An 18,776-nucleotide genomic window follows, 5' to 3' on the forward strand; every position below is an offset into this window, starting at 1 on the left:
TAGTTACTGTTCACGCATACGTGCCCAGTAACGGAATTTGCCGTGGCTTCGCATTTAAATACGGCAAATTCCTGCTGCCACCACGTTTTCTTACGGCACTTTCGGTTCCAAAAGTGCCTATCCGTGAACAGTTACGGAAAAATGCCTCTTGCATTTATCCTCTCTTTACAGTCTCTTCCCTGCAAGAACCTCTTTATAATCCTTATAATTCTCCTCCAAAAGCTTCGGCGTATCCAGACCATACGGGCACATCGACTTGCAGTGTCCGCAGTGCAGGCAGTCCTCTATCTTCTTCATCTTCGCCTGTCCCTCCGGGGAGAGGTATCTCGCTGACGGGGAACGGCGTAGAAGCAGGGACATACGCGCACAGTTGTTGATCTCGATTCCTGCCGGACACGGCATACAGTAGCCGCAGCCACGGCAGAATTCACCTGCCAGCTCTTTCTGGTCTTTTTCAATAACAGCTTTCAGCTCGTCCGTCAGTTCCGGCGGATTGCCGATGTAGCTTAAAAATTCGTCCAGCTCGCTTTCCTTCTGTACGCCCCAGATCGGCAGTACATTCTCAAACTGTGCCATATAGGCATAGATCGCAGCCGAATTGGTCAGCAGACCGCCCGACAGACCCTTCATTGCGATAAATCCCATTTCGTGCTCCGCACAGGCCTTCGCCAACGCGATCTCCCGCTCGGTGGAAAGATAATTAAACGGGAACTGCAGCGTATCGTAAAGCCCCGACTCGATCGCCTCCTCCGCAATGCTCATGCGGTGGTTCGTGATGCCGATGAAACGGATTTTCCCCTGCTCTTTTGCCTCGAGCATCGCCTCATAAAGACCGCTTCCGTCTCCCGGCTTCGGACAGACTGCCGGATTGTGGAACTGGTAAATGTCCACGTAGTCTGTTTTTAAATTATGTAAACTCGTCTCCAGATCCTTCCAGAAGCCTTCCGCCGTCGTTGCCGCTGTCTTGGTCGCAATATAGATATGCTCGCGCACGTCGCTCAGCGCATAGCCGATCTTCTCCTCACTGTCCGTATAAAAGCGCGCCGTATCAAAGAAACGGACACCCGCATCATACGCCTTGCGAAGCAGTACCTTCGCATCATCAAAAGAAATACGCTGGATTGGCAGCGCGCCAAATCCATTTTTATTGACGATAATATCCGTCTTTCCAAGGGTAACCGGCGTACCGGCTACCCTTTCTCTTTTATCCAGCATCTCTTTCAGTGCCTCGTCGCTGTCATCGATCCAGACATCCTCCTCATCGGCGTTGAGACCGAGATATTTTGCCAGTGTCCGCTCATCATCCGACCGGTTCCAACGGGAAATGTAGCGATCGATTTCCTCAAATGGAACCTGTCCGGACAGGTACAATTCTTTAAATGTCATACTTCCTTCCGCTCCTTTAAATTCTTAAGTACCGTGATTTCCTGGTTATCTATGTGCCCCCTGGCTACCGCCTTTGCCTCCGCCATATGGCGCAGACGCAGTGCCGCCAATATTTTTTCATGCTCTAACTGCAGAATCTGCCGTTTATCCTCGTCCTTGATGTATTCCAGACGGAACCGGTACATCTGCTCACGCAGGTTGTTCAAAATCTGCACCAGACGCTTGTTGCGGGTCGAATGGTAGATCACGTCATGATATGCCTCGTCCGTCTCCGCGATCTTCATCGCATCGCCCTGATCAATTGCCGCTTTAAATGCTTTCTGTGCTTCTTCCAATGCCTGCATATCTTCTTCCGTCATGCGCTGGCACGCCAGCTCAATCGCCAGTTCCTCCAGCGAACGGCGCACTTCCAGCACATCTTTCAGGCTTTTTTCCGAAATCCGCGCCACCTCCGCGCCGCGCCGCGGAATCATCAGAACGAGCCCTTCCAGCTCCAGCTTGCGGATCGCCTCACGGATCGGGGTGCGGCTGACGCCCAGCTTCTGTGCCAGCTGAATCTCCATCAGGCGCTCGCCCGGTGCCAGCTCTCCCTTTAAGATTGCCTGCCGGAGTGTGTTGAATACCACATCCCTGAGTGGGAGATATTCATTCATTTTAACCTCAAAATTGTTCCCCATCTGCGTGCCCCTTCCTGTTGTAAAAACTAGTCAGGTATACCTGTTTCGCCAGATCCTGGCTGCTGCCATAGCGGAGTTCCTCATACGCCGCCTGCGCCGCCGTCTGGTTCGTAAACAAGCCAAATACGGTTGGACCGCTTCCGCTCATCAAAGAGCCGTCCGCGCCCATCTCCATCATCTTATCTTTGAGTGTCTGAATCACCGGATTTTCCGGGATCGTCACCGTTTCCAGCACGTTTCCAAGCTGTGAAACGACGCCGGAGAGATCTTTTTTCTCGATCGCCGCCCGCATCGCATCAATATCCGGATGCGCCTCTGCACCCAGAGACGGCAGGTTTAAGCTCTCGTACACATGCTTCGTCGAAACGCTGACCGCCGGTTTGGCAATCAGCACGCGGCACTGCGGCATCGGCGGAAGCGGTGTCAGGATCTCCCCGATTCCCTCCGAAAGAGCCGTTCCCCGCATGATACAGTACGGCACATCCGCCCCCAGACGGACGCCGCGCTCCATCAGCTCCTGTTTCGAAAGCCCCAGTCCGAACATCTTGTTGACACCAAACAGGACTGCGGCCGCATCGCTGCTGCCGCCTGCCATCCCGGCTGCCACCGGGATAAATTTCTTCATCTTGATCTCCACACCGTCGCGGATTCCAAACTCATCCATCAGAAGTTTCGCCGCGCGGTAACCTAAGTTATTTTCATTGTCCGGCAGATAATAAAGGTTCGTTGAAAGACGGATTCCCTCTTCCTCCGTCCGGTTCAGTTCGATCGCGTCGTACACGCGCACCGTCTGCATGATCATCCGCACTTCGTGGTAGCCGTCTTCTCTCCGGCGGACTACATCCAGACCGAGATTGATCTTTCCATATGCTTTCAGCTCCAGATGCCTGATCATCGGTCATTCCTCCCATCGTTCCCTTAGTGTAATCACACTAGATTGTATTTTTTCATTATTTTGTATACAAGTTATTATATCCTTTTTGCATACAAAATACAATAGAATCCTTGCAGGATGAAGGTACCTGAACGAATTCCATTTTTTCCGCCAATATCCGTGAAGCCGTGTTGGAACGCTTCGTGCAAATCCGGATCTTATCCAGCTCCAGCGTTTCAAACCCATATTTCACAATCGCCCGGCAGGCTTCCAGCGCATATCCCTGACGGCGGAACGGTTCATAAATATGATATCCCAGCTCTCCGTCCGTCAGCCCCGCCTTTCCAACCAGCACACCGTCCGCGCGGCGTTCCAGCGCCCACAAACCGCACTCGGCAAAGCGGTACTGGTGTTTCCGGTATTCCTCGCGCTTGTTCCAATCAGAAAAAGTTCCGTCGGCATCCTCAGCGGATGCCGGTTCCAACGGATCGTCCTGGGAAAATTCACGGATGATGAGGCGGTCAGTTTCAGCAATGAGCCACGGGAGAGCCAGGTGGCGGCGGACGACGCGTTCCAGGAATGTTTCATCGGCGTCTTCAGGGTCTGTAATAAGGTAAAGGCAAGATGAATAGTCGGCCGGCTGTTTTTCCTCGTTTTCCCTCCATAAGCCAACAATAGCTCTCCCGGCTGCTTTCGCAGCCTGAAGAGCTTCGTTTTCATCGGAGAGAATCACCGGGTATGTCTGTCCCGCAATGGTTACTTCTCGTTCGATTGTCATAGATTATCTTTCTTTTCCTTTTTCCGGCTCCGGGTACTCCTCGCCGAAGGTGTCAACGGTCATCTTTTTGATCTTCTGCTCTTTCAGCGGACGATCGCCCCAGTCGGTACGGACGCCGGCAATCTTGTCCACGATATCCAGACCTTCAACTATCTTCCCGAGGATGCATACTGACCATCCAGATGCGGGGAAGTCTCATGCATGATGAAGAACTGGGAACCTGCGGAGTTCGGGTCCATCGCACGCGCCATAGAGAGAACGCCCTTGGTGTGCTTGAAATTGTTCGTAAAACCATTCTGGCTGAACTCACCCTTGATGGTATACCCTGGACCGCCCATACCATTTCCATTCGGGCATCCGCCCTGAATCATAAAGCCCTTGATGACACGGTGGAAGATCAGACCATCATAAAAGCCCTTCTTGATCAGGCTGATAAAGTTGTTGACTGTGTTCGGCGCAATCTCTGGGTAGAGCTCTGCCTTCATGATATCGCCATTTTCCATCTCAATGGTAACAACTGGATTTTTCATGTATGTTTCCTCCTGAATTTTAAAAAATACCTCATTAAGTGGTCACATTATACCATAAGAACGTTCGAAAATCGACTGTTTTTCGTTCCATATTTGTCCATTTTCTTTACATTTCGTAAGTTTCTCCTCACAATTCGTTCACATTTATGGCTTAAGATGTATAGCACAATGTCGAAATGGACATTCTATGCGAAAAGATGAATGTTGCGCTCAGGAATCATCATCTGTCCTGCATCATACATCTGTGAGCAAACTAAGTCAAAAGAAAGGTTGGTAATGTACTATGAAAAAAACATATTTTGCTATCCTGGGCGCGGCTGCGATCCTCTCGCTCGCAACCGCCTGCTCTTCCAAAAACGTGAATGAACCGACTGCTAATGAATCGTCCCAGTCCGCCTCCTCCGAGTCCAGCTCGAATGGCATGGACGAAAGCAGCCCGATGGATGATTTAAAAGAAGACGCCAAAGACGCCGTTCTTCCATCCGAAGGAACTGCCGATGCAAAACAGTCCACATTGACTGGTACGATCAGCGACATCAAAGACTTTATGTTTACGATCACCGCCGACGGAACCGATTATGAATTCAGCTTCGAGCAGGATCAGAAACCGGACGGGCTTTCTGATGTAAAAGATGGGGATAAAGTTACCGTAACGTATACGGGAACCGTCAGTGAAGTGGATGCATTCAGCGGAACCGTTTTATCAGTTAAAAAAGCGGAATAAGGATTGTTGACACACTTTATACCCGTATTTTTTATGGCAGTCTTGACAGACGAAGCACGCAAAATATCTGCGCTTCCTGCCCAGGCTGCCATTTTCGATCCTCTGAACATAAAACATACTTACCAGGATCATGGAATCCATGTTCCGCGTTCATATTTCGTTCACACTTCATTAAAAAACCTTTTACACAATTAACATGGTTTCTTCACGATTTTTCCCTATACTATAACCATAGCAACAAGCAATGCTTACAAATTTTTTTCATAATACCGAGCTGAGTTTATATCAGCTCTCCTCCCTTTTTCAATACCAAAAGACCTCTCACTGCTGGAGAGGTCTTTTGTTGTATCTGAATCCCTCAATTCTCTCACTGTTCCGGTCTTCGTACCTTCCTGCCAAGCACCACCAGCGCTGCAAGGTTTGGCACCGCCATCAGCCCATTGAAAATATCAGATACCGCCCAGACGGCTTCCATCCGGCTGACGCAGCCGAGAAAGACCGAAACAAGATAACCCCCGTGATACAAAATACATATTTTGTCGGCGCGCTTCTGTGGGACATCCCGCATCAGCCATCCAAGGGCCTGATCGCCGATGTAAAACCAGGCAAGGATCGTGGCAAAGGCAAACAGCACCATGCACGCCGCCGTCACCATGCCGCCTGCATTCCCAAAACGGGCTGCCAGAGCCGCCGCCACCGCGCCGCTGCCGCCCAGGGAACCGATCTTCTCGGTCAGATTGTGTGGAAATACACAGAGCAGTAAAAAAGCGGTCAGGCTGCACCCTATGATCGTATCGAAAAATACCTCGAAAATCGCCCACATTCCCTGTTTCTGCGCTTCCTGCCTCTGTCTTAGCCTCCCCTTTCCCTCACTCATCCCATGCAGCACCGCCAGACTCCCCAGGCCCGCCTCATTGGAAAACACACCGCGCGATACCCCGCTCCGGATCGCCGCTGCCATTCCGTACCCGGTCATCCCGCCCGAAATTCCTGAAAAATTCAAAATACTGCTTCCATCCGTCTGTCCTGCATTATCTGCCAGTCCAAATGCCCCGCCCACAATTTTCACCAATACTTCCGGTATCTGATCATAAAAGCTGAACACGGCGATTCCACCTGCCAGCAGATACAGCCCCGCCGATACCGGTACCAGCACCGAGCCGTCCATCCGATGCGTTTTGCCCCGCCAAAGAGCACCACGGCAGTCAAAGCTGCCAGTATGATACCGGTTCCAAGCGGCGGCAGGGACGCTGCATAGCGCAGACTATCCGCCAGAGCCCCCGCCTGTACCATGCATCCCATTCCAAGCGACGCCAGCACGCAAAACAGGGCATAGCATTTTCCAGCGAAACAGCTCCAACCCCATTTTCCAGATAGACATAAGGTCCGCCCCCATACAAAATTCCCAGATAAACCTCCGTATATGCCAGCGCCATCCCCAGAAATGCCGCCGCCCACATCCAGAACACAGCACCCGGACCACCGATCGCCAACGCGGCTGCCACGCCCGTGATATTTCCCGTTCCGACCGTCGCCGCCAGCGCGGTGCAGGTCGTCAAAAGCTGTCCTTTCCCGCCGTTCCCAACCGTCTCTCCCCACCAGACTCTGATATGACGGATCGGAAATCCCCGCAGACGCACCATGCAGAGGACTCCAACCGCCAGAAACAGTCCCAGAAGCCACGGTCCCCACACCATTTTCTGTACGATTCTGAGCGCTTCCATCCGAGCACCTTTCTATATCTATTTTCACTCTATCAAATCAATCCTATGATTTACTATGATATTTCATTCTCCAAGCCGTGATATTGCCTTCCGAGAACTCTCTTTCCATCCACATTTTGTTACTGTACACGCATACGTGTCCAGTAACGGAATTTGCCGTGGCTTCGCATTTAAATACGGCAAATTCCTGCTGCCACCACGTTTTCTTACGGCACTTTCGGTTCCAAAAGTGCCTACCCGTGTACAGTAACCACATTTTCTTACACTTTCCGTAAACATCCGCAAACCCCATGACAAACCAGACCGGCAGTGCTACAATAAGCATATCGGACAGGCGGACAAATTTCCAAATCTCTGTCCTTCTGGAAAGGATGAAAACAATATGCCAGGTTTTACCACGCACTATATATTCGGCATGAAAGCATACAACGATATGCCGTTCACACCCTTAAAACACACGATCGCCAAATACCGCTGGCTCTACCAGCTCGGTCTGCAGGGACCGGATATGTTTTTCTATAATATCCCGATCCTGCGCCACCGCGATTACCGCAACGTCGGTTCCTATATGCACGAACACAAGGTAAACGCCTTTTTTGAGTGCTGTCTGCGCCGTATTGGAACCATCCGCTCGCGCCAGCAGCAGGAGGAAGCCATCTCCTATCTGGCCGGATTTATAAACCATTACATTGCCGATTCGATCTGTCATCCTTACGTGTACGGGCGCATCGGCTATCCAGTGGATGCCCCGACCTCCATGCATCACGGGATGCACGCACATCTGGAAAATGAGCTCGACGCGATCCTGCTCTGGAAATATAAAAAAAAGAAGCCGTCCGAATTTAACCAGACCGCCACGATCTGTCTAAATGGACAGGAAATCCAGTTTATTTCCCATTTCCTGGCTTCCTGCATCAACGAAACCTATTATCCGATCACCTACCGCAACAACTTCCAGGTTACTCCGGCGATGGTGCACCGCTCCATCTGGGCGCTGCGCTTCGGCTGCCGGACACTCTCGGACAAGAACGGCAAGAAAAAATTCGGCATTGCACAGGTCGAATCCATCTTCGTCAACCACCCAGTTGCTTCCGCGAAAATGGTAACGGACTCCGTAACCGACTACCGGAGCAGCTGTAACCTAAACCACGAAGCATGGGGCAACCCGTGGGATCCGACCCGCGTCTCAACCGCCTCGTTTGTTGATCTCTTCCATGAAACATTGGACAAATGCAGCCGTGTCTATGCGCTTTTAAACAGCGCCGTCACAGACAACATGCCGTTAGATAAACAGGATTTATCGCCGCTTCTGGCTGAACTGGGGAATGAGTCTTATCACAGCGGACTACCTGTTGAGTGAAAACACGTACTTCGGTTCCTGGTAAATAAAAGCTGTCATATGAAGAACACTCATCTGTTTCTCATATGACAGCTTTTTTGATCACTTTTCTCTTAATTATACACAGAAAATATCCCGTGTCTGTGCAGACAACCTCTTATTCTGCGTTCTCTGTCTCTTCCTCCGCCTCAGTCGTATCGTACTCGCCTGCTGCTTCTTTCTCTTTCACCTTGGAAATCAGCTCTTTGGTATCCGGAAGTTTGAAATCTGCGCCAGCCTCATAGGAACCACTGATAAACCATGCGTCCTCGTTATCCTGGTCGCTCTCCGGAACGATGCTGTAGGACAGTGTATACTGTTTCCACAGTCCGCCGTAGGAATCTTCACCGGACATCTCAATCGAGAAGTCCTGGGTGTGGACAATGTCGTTGAATCCCTTGATTAAATCTTCCGCATAGGTTCCTATCTGATCATCCGGCAGATCATCTGCCACTACCCAGATCAGCATGATCTGTTTCTTGTTCGGCTCCATATAGAAATGGAAATCGCGGCCGTACTCGTAGGTACTTGTATCCTTGAACATGTCTTCCGCGTCCGTGCTGACCTGTGTCCAGTCGATCTCAACATTTTCCTGGGTCTCAAAATTCGGATCTCCGACTACCGTCTCAGAAGTCGGTTTTACAATCGTACTCTCCGTGCATCCGCTGAGCAGCGCCATACACGCAACCATCATTATCAGAAGTTTTTTCATCGTGTTCTTCTATCCCTTCATTCACTCATTCACAGCCGGAACCAGCCCGAACCGCATGGCTATTATATAATATCGCCTTTTGTTTTTGTAGTCATTTTAGAAAAATTCAAAAAATCTTCATACTTTCCAAAATTTCCCGTAAACAATCCATCTGGACCATTTTACCGCCATTTAGCGCATCCAGGTTGTCAATCCAAATCCTCAACCGTAAGCTCTGTGTCATCCTCCTGCACACCCTGCTGTGTTTTGGCATCCTCTGCCTCTTTCTGTGCAGGTTTTTCTTTCAGCGGCTTCTTTTCCGTGGAACCAGTTCTTACTTTTCCACTCTCTGCCAGCCGGGACGCGGCTGCATCTGCCGCCGGAACCTGTCCTGAACCAGATCGCACATCCATGTCAGACTCCGCCTGCTCTGTGCTCTCATCTGCCTCCGCTGTGCCAGGCGCCCTGTAGGACGCGCCCATCCGCTTTTCAAGCAGTTTTTCAAACTCTTCCCGCGAACAGCCGATCTCCTGCAGACGCTGTCTTCTCCGTTTTCTCCGCTCCTCCTGGCGTCTCTTTTCTTCCTGATGACGCTGGTAGAACAACCATACAAGCGCCGCACACGCCGCTGCCAGAAGCACACTGACGACCACAATCAGCACCGTTCTCACCGATACTTTCGGAAGTTTCGGCAGGGTCAGGTGGAACGAAGATTTCGCCTGCTTTGGTTTTCCGGACGCGCCTGTATTGGATGCTGCCGGATCCGATGCCGTATTTCCGTCATCCGGAGCCGTCTCCCCGTTTGCTGCCGCTTCTGCCGCCGATGCGCTGATCAGATACACCTGTCCGATCTTGCGGTCGTTGTATTTGTAAGAAAGCAGTGCCACCGCGCCCAGCGGTGCATCCTCCGGCAGATCCGTTACCACCGTCTTCTCCGCATCCGCAAACGAAGCATCCTTCGGGATCGTGATGACTGCCGACGTATCCATCGATAAATCGGACGGCTGATAGCTATTGTCTCCGATCTGCACCGGCTGATCGCCGCTTGTGTATGCCGTCTCATTTTCCGAAATATTTACATTTTCAAACCGTAGAAAGCCGAAATCCAGCAATGCAATCGTATCCTGATAATGGGTCGCCTGCGTACTCTTCATCGTGACCGCGATCTGGCGTCTGTCATCCTTGATCGCATAGGTAACAAGCGTCTGCCCCGCAACGGATGTGTAACCGGTCTTTCCGGCCACCGCATATGGATAATAGTTCGGACTCTCTGTGTCAGTCGTGATAAGAAGCTTGTGCTCCGGCTGGATGGTCACACCGTCCGGATTGTTCTTCGTCGCCGGTAATCGGTAGCTCTTATCCTTACTGATCGTTAAAAGCGTGTCATTTTTATACGCCGCCGATGCGATCAGCGCCATATCATACACCGAAGTGAGCTGTGTGTCGTCATTCAGACCGGACGGATTCGCAAAATGGCTGTTCTCACAGCCAAGCTCCGCCGTCTTCTCGTTCATCATCTTCACAAAACCGTCGCGGCTTCCGCCCACATGCTCCGCCAGCGCATTCGCCGCCTGGTTGGAAGAACGCATCAGCAGCAGGTAGAGACAATCGCGCACCGAAAGCGTGTCGCCCTCCTCGATGGCGTTCTTGTTTCCGCTGCCATCTTCCACGTTGTAAACGGCATCGTGGGAAAATGTGACCGTATCATCCAGACTGCTGTTCTCAATGACTACGAGCGCCGTCAATATTTTCGTGATACTTGCCGGCGCCTTCTGCACATGGATGTTCTGCCCAAATAAAACCGCCCCGGAGTCCGCATCCATGACAATGCCTGCCTCCGACTCGATCCCCGTATCCGAGGGCCAGTCCGGCTTTGCAAATGCCGTCATCGGCATTCCGGCAGCCATCAGTGCCGTAATCATCAAACTTATCAGTAAACGTCTTAATCTCTTCATACGATTCCTTCCTGTCAGCTTTCCTTTTCCGGAAATCCTTTTGTATCATGAACGATATAAATTGGACGATCCTTCAATTCTGTAAACAGGATCGCGATATACTCCCCGATAATTCCCACAATCACGAACAGCATCGCGAACATAAAGCATAAAAGCACTACGATCGTCGCGTAACCATTGGGCGTTCCTTTGACCGCCCACTCATAAATCGTTTCCAGCATCACGAGCAGCCCCAGAAAGCCCACAATAATTCCCGAGTAAATGCCGAGCTTTAGCGGCAGATCCGAAAAGCAGAGAATCGTATTGATCGAAAATTTAAATAATTTCCGGATGCTGTACTTGCTCTCGCCCGCCACCCTGGCTCTCGCCTCATACTCGATGGTCGTCCGGTTAAATCCGATATTCTGCACATAGCCGCGCAGGAAACGCACTTTTTCCCGGTAATTGGTCTTTAACACCTGCGCCGCATTGGCAGTCAGCGCAAAGAAATCGGATGCGTTATTTTCCAGCTTCACATCTGAAATCTTGTTCAAAAATTTATAAAAAGCAGAAGACGTCAGGTTTTTGATGAATCCAGCCGATTTATTTTTCGTCCGGACCATGTTGATAACCTCATAGCCCTCTTCGAATTTTTCGATTATCTGCGCCACACATTCCGGCGGATGCTGCAGATCGGCATCCATACACACGATGCCCTCCCCGCTGCTGTGATCCAGCCCCGCAAGCATCGCCGCCTCATGGCCAAAGTTGCGTGAAAAGTTGATCACACGTACCCGCGGATCCGCTGCCGCCAGTTCTGCCAGAATCTGCCCCGAGGCGTCCGCACTTCCGTCGTTGACAAAAATCAGTTCGTAATTCCACGGCAGCGCCTCAAAAACCGGAGTTGCCTCCCGATAGAACTCATGCAGCGCCTTTTCCTCGTTGTAAACAGAAATCACGATCGAGATCGTCTTTGGTTTCTGTCCGTTCATATTTTCCATCCTGTTCTGCATGGTCGACTGTCTGGTTTCATTTTTCTTCTTATCTTCCATGCCGTCTGTCCGTTTTTTCTTATCTTTCTTACTCATATTTCATCTTTCAATTAAGCATCCGGGTCATCCAAAATTTCGATCGCTATCGAAGAATGTGCCGGAACCCGTTTTTCCACCGGCGGCAGCGTCATATAGTCGCCGTAAATCCACTCCAGCACATGCTCATAGCCCACCGGCACCATCAGCTTTGTGTCCTCAAACGGCAGATCCACCGCGTGCTCGCACCATGCGCCCTCCAGCGTTACATAGAGATAATCCGGCTGGTAATTGCTGTAATACCAGTGTTTCGTCTTCTTTTTGCGATCCTTCGCCGCTGCAAGTCTCTGCAGCTTAAATAAAACCGGCATCGGGACAAGGTGTCCCACACCTGCCAGCACACCAACCCGCAGCTTATCCATCAGGCTGTATTTGCTGAAATCAATCTGATCACGGTGTGCGATCGCCATTCCATAAATAACCTTCTGAAGAAATTTTGCGCTCCACGCGCCCACCTTACTATCCGGCAGGCGGTCAAGGACGAACAGATCCACCCAGAGATGGTTTAATTTTCCCTCATAAAACTGCATCTGCTCATTGTCCTCATGGACGCGGCTGTTGTCATAGATGACGCGCGTTGTAAAATCATAAAACACCTTGCCACCCCGGATCTCCTCCGGGCGCAACAGGGACATTCCCTCCGGCAGCTCCCGCGGCGCTACCTTCAAAAACATCTCATAATTGGCACGTGTAAATGCCAGATCGACATCATCATCCCACGGGATAAATCCCTCATGACGCACCGCGCCCAAAAGTGTCCCGGAATCCAGCATATAGGAAATCTTGTATTTCCGGCAGATCCGGTCTATCTCCTTCAAAAGGCGCAGATTCGCCCGGTGAACCTTCTCAAGCCCCGGATACGGCGGCAGTTTGACCGCCCTGAGGCTCTCTGATTTTTCCTCATTCATGATGGTTGTCCCCTCATTTTCTTCTGCAACTGCTCATTCTCTGTCACAGCTGCTCATTTTCACAGGCATTTTCTTACAGGCAGAGTATCTCCCCGCCTGTGAATTGCCGCGGTCCCCGTCCCTACTGACGGCATGCCTCACGAAGTGTCTTTGCCATATAATCAATCATTTCATCTGTCATGCCCGGATAAACGCCGACCCAGAAGGTATCGCGCATGATACGGTCGGTATTTTCCAGAGTTCCGGCTACGCGGTAGCCGCAGTTTTCTTTCCGCATCTCATCAAAGCACGGATGCTTGATCAGGTTTCCGGCAAAGAGCATACGCGTCTGCACGCCCTTTTCCTCGACATATTTGACTACCTTGTTCCGATCCACGCCCTCTTGGCAGGTCAGAAGGAAACCAAACCAGCTCGGATCGGAATGCTCACAGGCAACCGGCAGGATATATGCGTCCTCGGTTCCGGCAAGTCCCGCTTTCAGACGGGCGAAATTGTGTTTTCTGCGCTCCACGAAGGATGGAAACTTTTCAAGCTGCGCGCAGCCGATCGACGCCTGCAGGTCGGTCGCCTTTAAATTATATCCAAAATGGGAGTATACATATTTATGGTCGTAGCCAAGCGGCAGCTCACCATACTGGCGGTCAAATCGGTGACCGCAGAGGTTATCGCAGCCGGACGGGCAGACACAGTCGCGTCCCCAGTCGCGGAAGGAACGGATAATCTTGTTTAAAAGCGGATTGTCCGTGTACACGGCGCCGCCCTCTCCCATCGTCATGTGGTGCGGCGGATAAAAGCTGGAGGTTCCGATATCTCCGATCGTACCGGTAAAATGCCACTCGCCGTTCAGCTCATAGCGGCTTCCGAGGGCATCACAGTTATCCTCCACCAGCCACAAGTCATGACGGTCACAGAATTCTTTTACCTTCTGTAAATCAAACGGATTTCCCAGCGTGTGGGCAATCATAACCGCTTTCGTCTTTTCTGAAAGCGCCGCCTCCAGTTTGTCGGCGTCGATATTGTACTGTGGAATCGTCACATCCACAAATACCGGAACTGCGCCATACTGGATCGCCGGGGTTACCGTCGTCGGGAAACCTGCCGCAACCGTGATGATCTCATCGCCGCGGCGCACCCGGCGTTCTCCCAACAATGGGGAAGTCAGCGCCATAAATGCGATCAGGTTCGCAGAGGATCCGGAGTTTACAAGGGAACAGTATTTGACGCCCAGGTACTTCGCAAGCCCCGCCTCAAACTGATCGGTGTAACGTCCGGAGGTCAGCCAGAACTCCAGCGCACTGTCTACCAGATTGACCATCTCATGGTTATCGTAAACGCGGGACGCATACGGAATCCGCTGTCCCTCGGTAAATTCTTTTTTCTGATTATGATATTTATCGCAATACTCTGCCACCAGATCGAGAATCTGCTGACGCGCAGCCTCTTTTCCGTCCGACAGGGTTACTTTTTCTTCTGACATGTTTCTCCTCCTGCTTTTGCTACTGCTCTCTGCCGCACCCGTTCTGCCTGCTGCCAGACACACCTTTCGTGCAGCCGCCTGCATCTATTTATTTTTCTTCAAACCGAGCCGCATACGCCCGGATCTGCTCATCCGTCACCTCGCGCATATCCGCTCCGGCAAGCCACTTCTTCGACCATTCCACCGTCGCAGCCATCGCTTCTTCTACATGGAAGTGCGGCTTCCAGCCAAATACCTTTTTCACTTTGGAACAATCCAGTTTCAGAAAATTCGCCTCATGCGGACCTCCGTCATAGCGGTTGATCCAATGCATCCCGCCGCCCCATGTTTCACAGAACAGATCCGCCAGACGTCCTGTATTGACGCAGTCACAGTCATCCGGTCCGACGTTGTAGCAGCCCGCCAGCTCCGCATTTTCCCACTGCGCCTTTGCCACCGTCAGATACAAAAACAGCGGCTCTAACACATGCTGGAACGGGCGCGTCGAATGCGGATTCCGCACGATGATCGGCTCTTTCTTTTCCGCTGCGCGCACGCAGTCCGGCACGATCCGGTCCGCCGCAAAATCACCGCCGCCGATCACATTGCCAGCACGACAGGTTGAGACGGCGCAGCGGCCGTCCGTGAAGAACGACTGCTTATAGCTGTGTGTCACCAGCTCCGAACAGGATTTGCTATTGGAATACGGATCATAGCCGTCCAGCGGGTCATTTTCGCGGTAACCGTACTCCCATTCCTTATTTTCATAAACCTTGTCCGTCGTCACATTGACGAGAGAGCGGACGGATTCACACTGTCTGGCGCATTCCAGCACATGAACCGTACCCATGACATTCGCCGCATACGTGCCGACCGGATCCCGGTACGACTCGCGCACGATCGGCTGCGCTGCCAGGTGGAGTACAATCTCCGGCTTCGTCTCATCAAACACCTGTTTTAAATGGGCAAAATCGCGCACATCCCCATCCACATGGTGAATCGTCTCCCCCAGATGCAGGATCTCAAACATCGACGGCTCGGTCGGCGCTTTCAGCGCATAGCCGGTCACCTCCGCCCCCGCCAGATGGAGAATGCGGACCAGCCAGCTTCCCTTAAAGCCTGTGTCACCGGTCACAAGGACCCGCTTTCCTTTATAAAAATCAAGAAGTTCCATAGTTTTCCTCTTTTTAATTAATTTCGTGATTTCATCACTCCATTATCTTTGCTGAGTGCTCTTATTATATTTCTCACCCGTCCACTCACGAACCCGCGCTATCGCGCTCTACCGCCCTACTTCGCATGGCTGTTCGTTCGTTAATGGCGCAAGAAAAGAATATGTCTGCTTCGCAGCCGCATTCTTTCCTTTTGCGCTCATTATATCATACTTTCTTACAGGATTTGTGTATATTCCTTGAATTTTCCCTTACAGTATATTATTTCCACAGCTTCCAGGGCGCATTGCCTTCCTGCCACATCTGTTCCAGCTGCATCTTGTCACGCTGGGTATCCATACATTTCCAGAAACCGTCGTGGCGGTATACCATCAGCTGTCCGTCCTTGGCAAGCTGCTCCAACGGCGCTTTCTCAAAGACGGTATCATCGCCCTCGATATAGTCAAAGACGCCCGGTTCGAGTACCATGAAGCCGCCGTTGACGATCTTGCCGTCATCATCGTTCTTCTCACGGAACTCGCGGATGTGTCCGTCGCTGTCCACATCCATGACACCGAAACGCTGTCCAATGTTGACGCCGGTCAGGGTCGCGATCTTGCCGTGCTGCTTGTGGAATGCCACCAGCGCGTCCAGATCCACGTTGGAAACGCCGTCGCCGTAGGTCAGCATGAACGTCTCATCCCCAATGTAATCGCGGATACGTTTGATACGACCGCCCGTCATCGTGTGCAGTCCGGTATCGACCAGCGTCACGCGCCACGGCTCGGAATAATTGTTATGCACCTGCATCTCGTTCTTCGCCAGATCGAAGGTCACATCCGACGTATGCAGGAAATAATCAGCAAAATACTCTTTTACTACATACTGTTTGTAGCCCAGACAGATCACAAAATCATTGAACCCATACTGGGAATAGTGCTTCATGATATGCCAGAGAATCGGCTGTTCTCCGATCTCGATCATTGGCTTTGGTTTTAAATGGCTTTCCTCGCTGATTCGTGTGCCGAATCCACCCGCTAATATTACAACTTTCATTGCACTTCTCCTTCTGTCCATCGTTTTTATCTAAATATATTCAAATGGTTTTCTTCCAAAATTCTCATCGCATCCCGCACTGCATCCGGGTCGTTATGCAGGTAGGTTTCCAGATCCTCATCGCTCGCCGTCCGGTAATTCAGTCCCAGCTCCCTTGATACCTGTAAATATGCTTTCCGGTACGGCGCTGTCCGGATTTCTGCCTGGGTTGTCCATGCATTTCCAAAGACCGTCAGCATGGTAAATGCCAGCATGCAGATATTTAAAAGTGTGCGTGCTGCCCGTTTCTCCGGCACCCGTGTTTTCGCCTTATCTGCCTCTGTTTCCTGCGCCTTTTCCCGGCACATACTCCAGACGAGTGCAAACGTAAGCAGAATTCCTACAATTCCCATCTGATACTGTATCTCGTACCGCGAGGACATCCCGTACTCGTCCTCAGGAAAATCCACCGCGCCGCCAGCACTAGCAGATGGTTACAGCCGCCGCTGAGAACCAGCAGAAGCGGAAAAATAGTCTTTTTATAAAGCTGAAACCGCACATTCAGATACAGTGCCAGCAGATACGAAACAAACACTGCCAGCCCCAGCAGATACACAAGATGCAGCCGGACAAACCAGGGGCTTCCTGCCTCCAGCTCCTGAATCTGCGCCACGCCGATCACCGACGATGCCACCGATTTCAGCAGAAACCGCAGGAAAAAGAGCGGCTGGGCGGCAAATTCCTGAGCGATTGAAACATCCGTCACTGCTCCACGGTGCACGTAAACTGCCTGTGAATTGCTCCAAAGATATAATACCATCGCAAAAACCGTTGTCAATGCCCCGATGCACCAGGTTCTCCGGCACTTTCGGCTCCAGGAGCGGCTGCTTGTTTCAGCACCCCCGCGCCGATCCGCCAGCCACAGTGCGCCGTATGCCAGCACCAGAATCACCGCATAGCCGCCGCTGTACGGTCCTGCCACCAGCACGACCAGCAGGATCGGCAGAATTGCCAGAAGCACCCGGTCAGACATATTCCGGCACCGGGTCGCCGCTGCATGGTCGAGGACTGCAAAATGGAATAAAAATCCGGAGATCGACAGAGTGCAGACCCAGCCGGTCCCGTTCGTCATCATTTCCCATTTATTCAGGCTGAAATATACAAACTGAATCAACAGGAAGGAAAGATAGCCGACCGAGCGGTTCCGCTCTGCGTAGAGCGCCAGCACCGCCGCGCCCGCACCCAGGCTCAAAACACCCAGAATCATGTCAAAATACGTATTATAGCCAAATAGTTTCACATTGATGATGCGCCCCAGATACGTGATCGGAACGCGCGTCAGGATATCCGGTACAAAGAATTTCGCCGGATTTGTCACATCCGGCAGATATGAATTGATCAGCCGGATATAATCCGAATACGCCACATTGTCTGAGGCATGAAATATATACCAGATATAAAATAAAATCCCCAAAATAACCGGAAGCCCTAAAAATACACGGCGTTTCATCCGTCTCTCCTCTTTAAAATGCTCAGCTGGTTCAAGTAAAGTTCAAATAACTGACGGTGTTTCTTCGTGATAACCTCCAGAATCACACCGCTGATCCACAGCAGGAACGAAATCACATAAAGCCCGGAACACGCGATCAGGGTCGGGAACTTCGGCACCATGCCGGTTGCCAGATAGCCGCTGAGCACCGGCGCGAAAAATGCCGTTGCAATCGCAAAACAAATGAGTCCCAGCCATCCAAAGAACGCAAATGGCTTGTAATCCCGGAAGAGTCTCGCGATCGTGCGTAGCACCTTAAATCCATCCGAAAATGTATTTAACTTTGACACACTTCCCTCCGGGCGGTCACGGTATCCAACCGGGATCTCCACCAGCTTAAAGTTCTTGTCCAGCGCATGGATGCTCATCTCCGTCTCAATCTCAAATCCGGTCGAAAGAATCGGGAAGCTCTTGACAAATTCATAGTTAAATGCGCGCGCGCCTGTCATGATATCCTTGATATTGCTCTTAAAAATCAGGTTGATAAGCCCACGCACCAGACGATTTCCCGTATTGTGGAACGGACGCTTATTTTCGGTAAAATACGTCGAAGAAAGGCGGTCGCCAATGACCATATCCGCTTTTCCCTGTAAAATCTGGTCTGCCAGCTTTCTCGCGTCCTCCGCCGGGTAGGTGTCATCGCCGTCCGTCATGACATAGCACTCCGCGTCAATGTCGCGGAACATGCTGCGGATGACATTTCCCTTGCCCTGCTGGTATTCATAGCGCACAACCGCGCCTGCCTCCCTGGCAATCTCATCCGTGTGATCCGATGAATTATTGTCATATACATAGATCGTTGCCTCCGGCAATGCCTCGCGGTAGTCCTTGACCACCTTGGCAATCGTCTGGCCTTCATTATAACACGGAATTAATACCGCTATCTTGTCCAT

17 protein-coding genes and 2 pseudogenes are annotated in these 18,776 nt (G+C 51.4%); 2 read left to right on the top strand and 17 right to left on the bottom strand.

The features are described 5' to 3' along the window. Positions 1 to 165 precede the first annotated feature (165 nt). The 5 genes and pseudogenes from DWX76_RS00005 to DWX76_RS00025 form a co-directional block, all read right to left on the bottom strand. Entirely contained in the window at positions 166 to 1,386 is a 1,221-nt protein-coding gene (locus tag DWX76_RS00005) for an aldo/keto reductase (protein ID WP_118569921.1), read from the bottom strand. Further along, positions 1,383 to 2,063 (bottom strand): GntR family transcriptional regulator, encoded by a 681-nt coding sequence (locus tag DWX76_RS00010; RefSeq protein WP_107000683.1) that lies wholly within the window; start codon positions 2,061 to 2,063, stop codon positions 1,383 to 1,385. The genes DWX76_RS00005 and DWX76_RS00010 overlap by 4 nt, the downstream gene beginning before the upstream one ends. Continuing rightward, complete coding sequence (gene ispE / locus DWX76_RS00015; protein WP_022360083.1) at positions 2,047 to 2,958, bottom strand: 4-(cytidine 5'-diphospho)-2-C-methyl-D-erythritol kinase; 912 nt, start codon at positions 2,956 to 2,958, stop codon at positions 2,047 to 2,049. The genes DWX76_RS00010 and ispE overlap by 17 nt, the downstream gene beginning before the upstream one ends. A gap of 55 nt (positions 2,959 to 3,013) precedes the next feature. Then, on the bottom strand, positions 3,014 to 3,715 hold the full coding sequence (locus DWX76_RS00020) for a GNAT family N-acetyltransferase (protein WP_118569922.1): 702 nt from the start codon (positions 3,713 to 3,715) through the stop codon (positions 3,014 to 3,016). A 3-nt stretch (positions 3,716 to 3,718) separates the two neighbouring features. Then, positions 3,719 to 4,245, bottom strand: a pseudogene (locus tag DWX76_RS00025) (peptidylprolyl isomerase). A 283-nt stretch (positions 4,246 to 4,528) separates the two neighbouring features. Between DWX76_RS00025 and DWX76_RS00030 the strand changes: the two are divergent. After that, positions 4,529 to 4,969 (top strand): hypothetical protein, encoded by a 441-nt coding sequence (locus DWX76_RS00030; RefSeq protein ID WP_118471406.1) that lies wholly within the window; start codon positions 4,529 to 4,531, stop codon positions 4,967 to 4,969. A 367-nt stretch (positions 4,970 to 5,336) separates the two neighbouring features. Here DWX76_RS00030 and DWX76_RS00035 read toward each other — a convergent pair. Further along, positions 5,337 to 6,289: pseudogene (locus tag DWX76_RS00035) on the bottom strand (alanine:cation symporter family protein). Next, positions 6,175 to 6,693, bottom strand: coding sequence for an alanine:cation symporter family protein (locus DWX76_RS14105; RefSeq protein WP_243022399.1), 519 nt, complete (start codon positions 6,691 to 6,693; stop codon positions 6,175 to 6,177). The pseudogene DWX76_RS00035 and the gene DWX76_RS14105 overlap by 115 nt, the downstream one beginning before the upstream one ends. 382 nt (positions 6,694 to 7,075) lie before the next feature. Here DWX76_RS14105 and DWX76_RS00045 point away from each other — a divergent pair, with 382 nt between their 5' ends. Then, positions 7,076 to 8,053: a zinc dependent phospholipase C family protein gene (locus DWX76_RS00045; RefSeq protein WP_117796288.1), complete on the top strand. Its 978-nt coding sequence runs from the start codon at positions 7,076 to 7,078 to the stop codon at positions 8,051 to 8,053. A gap of 136 nt (positions 8,054 to 8,189) precedes the next feature. Here DWX76_RS00045 and DWX76_RS00050 read toward each other — a convergent pair whose 3' ends face one another. From DWX76_RS00050 to DWX76_RS00090, 10 genes are all read right to left on the bottom strand, one after another. Continuing rightward, the gene (locus DWX76_RS00050; protein ID WP_182429704.1) at positions 8,190 to 8,783 is read right to left on the bottom strand and encodes a hypothetical protein; all 594 of its coding nucleotides are present in this window, start codon (positions 8,781 to 8,783) and stop codon (positions 8,190 to 8,192) included. A gap of 188 nt (positions 8,784 to 8,971) precedes the next feature. Next, entirely contained in the window at positions 8,972 to 10,717 is a 1,746-nt protein-coding gene (locus DWX76_RS00055) for a D-alanyl-D-alanine carboxypeptidase family protein (RefSeq protein ID WP_117796289.1), read from the bottom strand. A gap of 14 nt (positions 10,718 to 10,731) precedes the next feature. After that, the gene (locus DWX76_RS00060) at positions 10,732 to 11,688 is read right to left on the bottom strand and encodes a glycosyltransferase family 2 protein (RefSeq protein WP_117796321.1); all 957 of its coding nucleotides are present in this window, start codon (positions 11,686 to 11,688) and stop codon (positions 10,732 to 10,734) included. Between the two features lie 110 nt (positions 11,689 to 11,798). Beyond that, positions 11,799 to 12,692, bottom strand: a complete 894-nt coding sequence (locus DWX76_RS00065) for a LicD family protein (protein ID WP_118569924.1) — start codon at positions 12,690 to 12,692, stop codon at positions 11,799 to 11,801. 121 nt (positions 12,693 to 12,813) lie between these two features. Further along, positions 12,814 to 14,169 (bottom strand): lipopolysaccharide biosynthesis protein RfbH, encoded by a 1,356-nt coding sequence (gene rfbH / locus DWX76_RS00070; protein ID WP_118471412.1) that lies wholly within the window; start codon positions 14,167 to 14,169, stop codon positions 12,814 to 12,816. Positions 14,170 to 14,257: 88 nt separating this feature from the next. Next, positions 14,258 to 15,322: a CDP-glucose 4,6-dehydratase gene (rfbG, locus tag DWX76_RS00075; protein WP_118471414.1), complete on the bottom strand. Its 1,065-nt coding sequence runs from the start codon at positions 15,320 to 15,322 to the stop codon at positions 14,258 to 14,260. A 259-nt stretch (positions 15,323 to 15,581) separates the two neighbouring features. Beyond that, the gene (gene rfbF, locus DWX76_RS00080) at positions 15,582 to 16,355 is read right to left on the bottom strand and encodes a glucose-1-phosphate cytidylyltransferase (protein ID WP_022360069.1); all 774 of its coding nucleotides are present in this window, start codon (positions 16,353 to 16,355) and stop codon (positions 15,582 to 15,584) included. A gap of 26 nt (positions 16,356 to 16,381) precedes the next feature. Next, complete coding sequence (locus DWX76_RS14110; protein ID WP_243022400.1) at positions 16,382 to 16,747, bottom strand: hypothetical protein; 366 nt, start codon at positions 16,745 to 16,747, stop codon at positions 16,382 to 16,384. Next, positions 16,735 to 17,844 (bottom strand): hypothetical protein, encoded by a 1,110-nt coding sequence (locus tag DWX76_RS00085; RefSeq protein ID WP_243022401.1) that lies wholly within the window; start codon positions 17,842 to 17,844, stop codon positions 16,735 to 16,737. Before DWX76_RS00085 ends, DWX76_RS14110 begins: the two co-directional genes overlap by 13 nt. Continuing rightward, positions 17,841 to 18,776, bottom strand: a complete 936-nt coding sequence (locus DWX76_RS00090) for a glycosyltransferase family 2 protein (RefSeq protein ID WP_117796293.1) — start codon at positions 18,774 to 18,776, stop codon at positions 17,841 to 17,843. Before DWX76_RS00090 ends, DWX76_RS00085 begins: the two co-directional genes overlap by 4 nt.

This window comes from Clostridium sp. AF21-20LB (assembly GCF_003478795.1).
In the GTDB taxonomy this organism is placed as follows: domain Bacteria; phylum Bacillota; class Clostridia; order Lachnospirales; family Lachnospiraceae; genus Otoolea; species Otoolea fessa.

What these genes read in the sequence shown, in the direction of transcription:
- DWX76_RS00005 (WP_118569921.1), bottom strand. Translation starts at nt 1,386, where the DNA reads ATGACATTTAAAGAATTGTACCTGTCCGGACAGGTTCCATTTGAGGAA.
- DWX76_RS00010 (WP_107000683.1), bottom strand. Translation starts at nt 2,063, where the DNA reads ATGGGGAACAATTTTGAGGTTAAAATGAATGAATATCTCCCACTCAGG.
- ispE (WP_022360083.1), bottom strand. Translation starts at nt 2,958, where the DNA reads ATGATCAGGCATCTGGAGCTGAAAGCATATGGAAAGATCAATCTCGGT.
- DWX76_RS00020 (WP_118569922.1), bottom strand. Translation starts at nt 3,715, where the DNA reads ATGACAATCGAACGAGAAGTAACCATTGCGGGACAGACATACCCGGTG.
- DWX76_RS00030 (WP_118471406.1), top strand. Translation starts at nt 4,529, where the DNA reads ATGAAAAAAACATATTTTGCTATCCTGGGCGCGGCTGCGATCCTCTCG.
- DWX76_RS14105 (WP_243022399.1), bottom strand. Translation starts at nt 6,693, where the DNA reads ATGGAAGCGCTCAGAATCGTACAGAAAATGGTGTGGGGACCGTGGCTT.
- DWX76_RS00045 (WP_117796288.1), top strand. Translation starts at nt 7,076, where the DNA reads ATGCCAGGTTTTACCACGCACTATATATTCGGCATGAAAGCATACAAC.
- DWX76_RS00050 (WP_182429704.1), bottom strand. Translation starts at nt 8,783, where the DNA reads ATGAAAAAACTTCTGATAATGATGGTTGCGTGTATGGCGCTGCTCAGC.
- DWX76_RS00055 (WP_117796289.1), bottom strand. Translation starts at nt 10,717, where the DNA reads ATGAAGAGATTAAGACGTTTACTGATAAGTTTGATGATTACGGCACTG.
- DWX76_RS00060 (WP_117796321.1), bottom strand. Translation starts at nt 11,688, where the DNA reads ATGAACGGACAGAAACCAAAGACGATCTCGATCGTGATTTCTGTTTAC.
- DWX76_RS00065 (WP_118569924.1), bottom strand. Translation starts at nt 12,692, where the DNA reads ATGAATGAGGAAAAATCAGAGAGCCTCAGGGCGGTCAAACTGCCGCCG.
- rfbH (WP_118471412.1), bottom strand. Translation starts at nt 14,169, where the DNA reads ATGTCAGAAGAAAAAGTAACCCTGTCGGACGGAAAAGAGGCTGCGCGT.
- rfbG (WP_118471414.1), bottom strand. Translation starts at nt 15,322, where the DNA reads ATGGAACTTCTTGATTTTTATAAAGGAAAGCGGGTCCTTGTGACCGGT.
- rfbF (WP_022360069.1), bottom strand. Translation starts at nt 16,355, where the DNA reads ATGAAAGTTGTAATATTAGCGGGTGGATTCGGCACACGAATCAGCGAG.
- DWX76_RS14110 (WP_243022400.1), bottom strand. Translation starts at nt 16,747, where the DNA reads ATGGGAATTGTAGGAATTCTGCTTACGTTTGCACTCGTCTGGAGTATG.
- DWX76_RS00085 (WP_243022401.1), bottom strand. Translation starts at nt 17,844, where the DNA reads ATGAAACGCCGTGTATTTTTAGGGCTTCCGGTTATTTTGGGGATTTTA.
- DWX76_RS00090 (WP_117796293.1), bottom strand. Translation starts at nt 18,776, where the DNA reads ATGGACAAGATAGCGGTATTAATTCCGTGTTATAATGAAGGCCAGACG.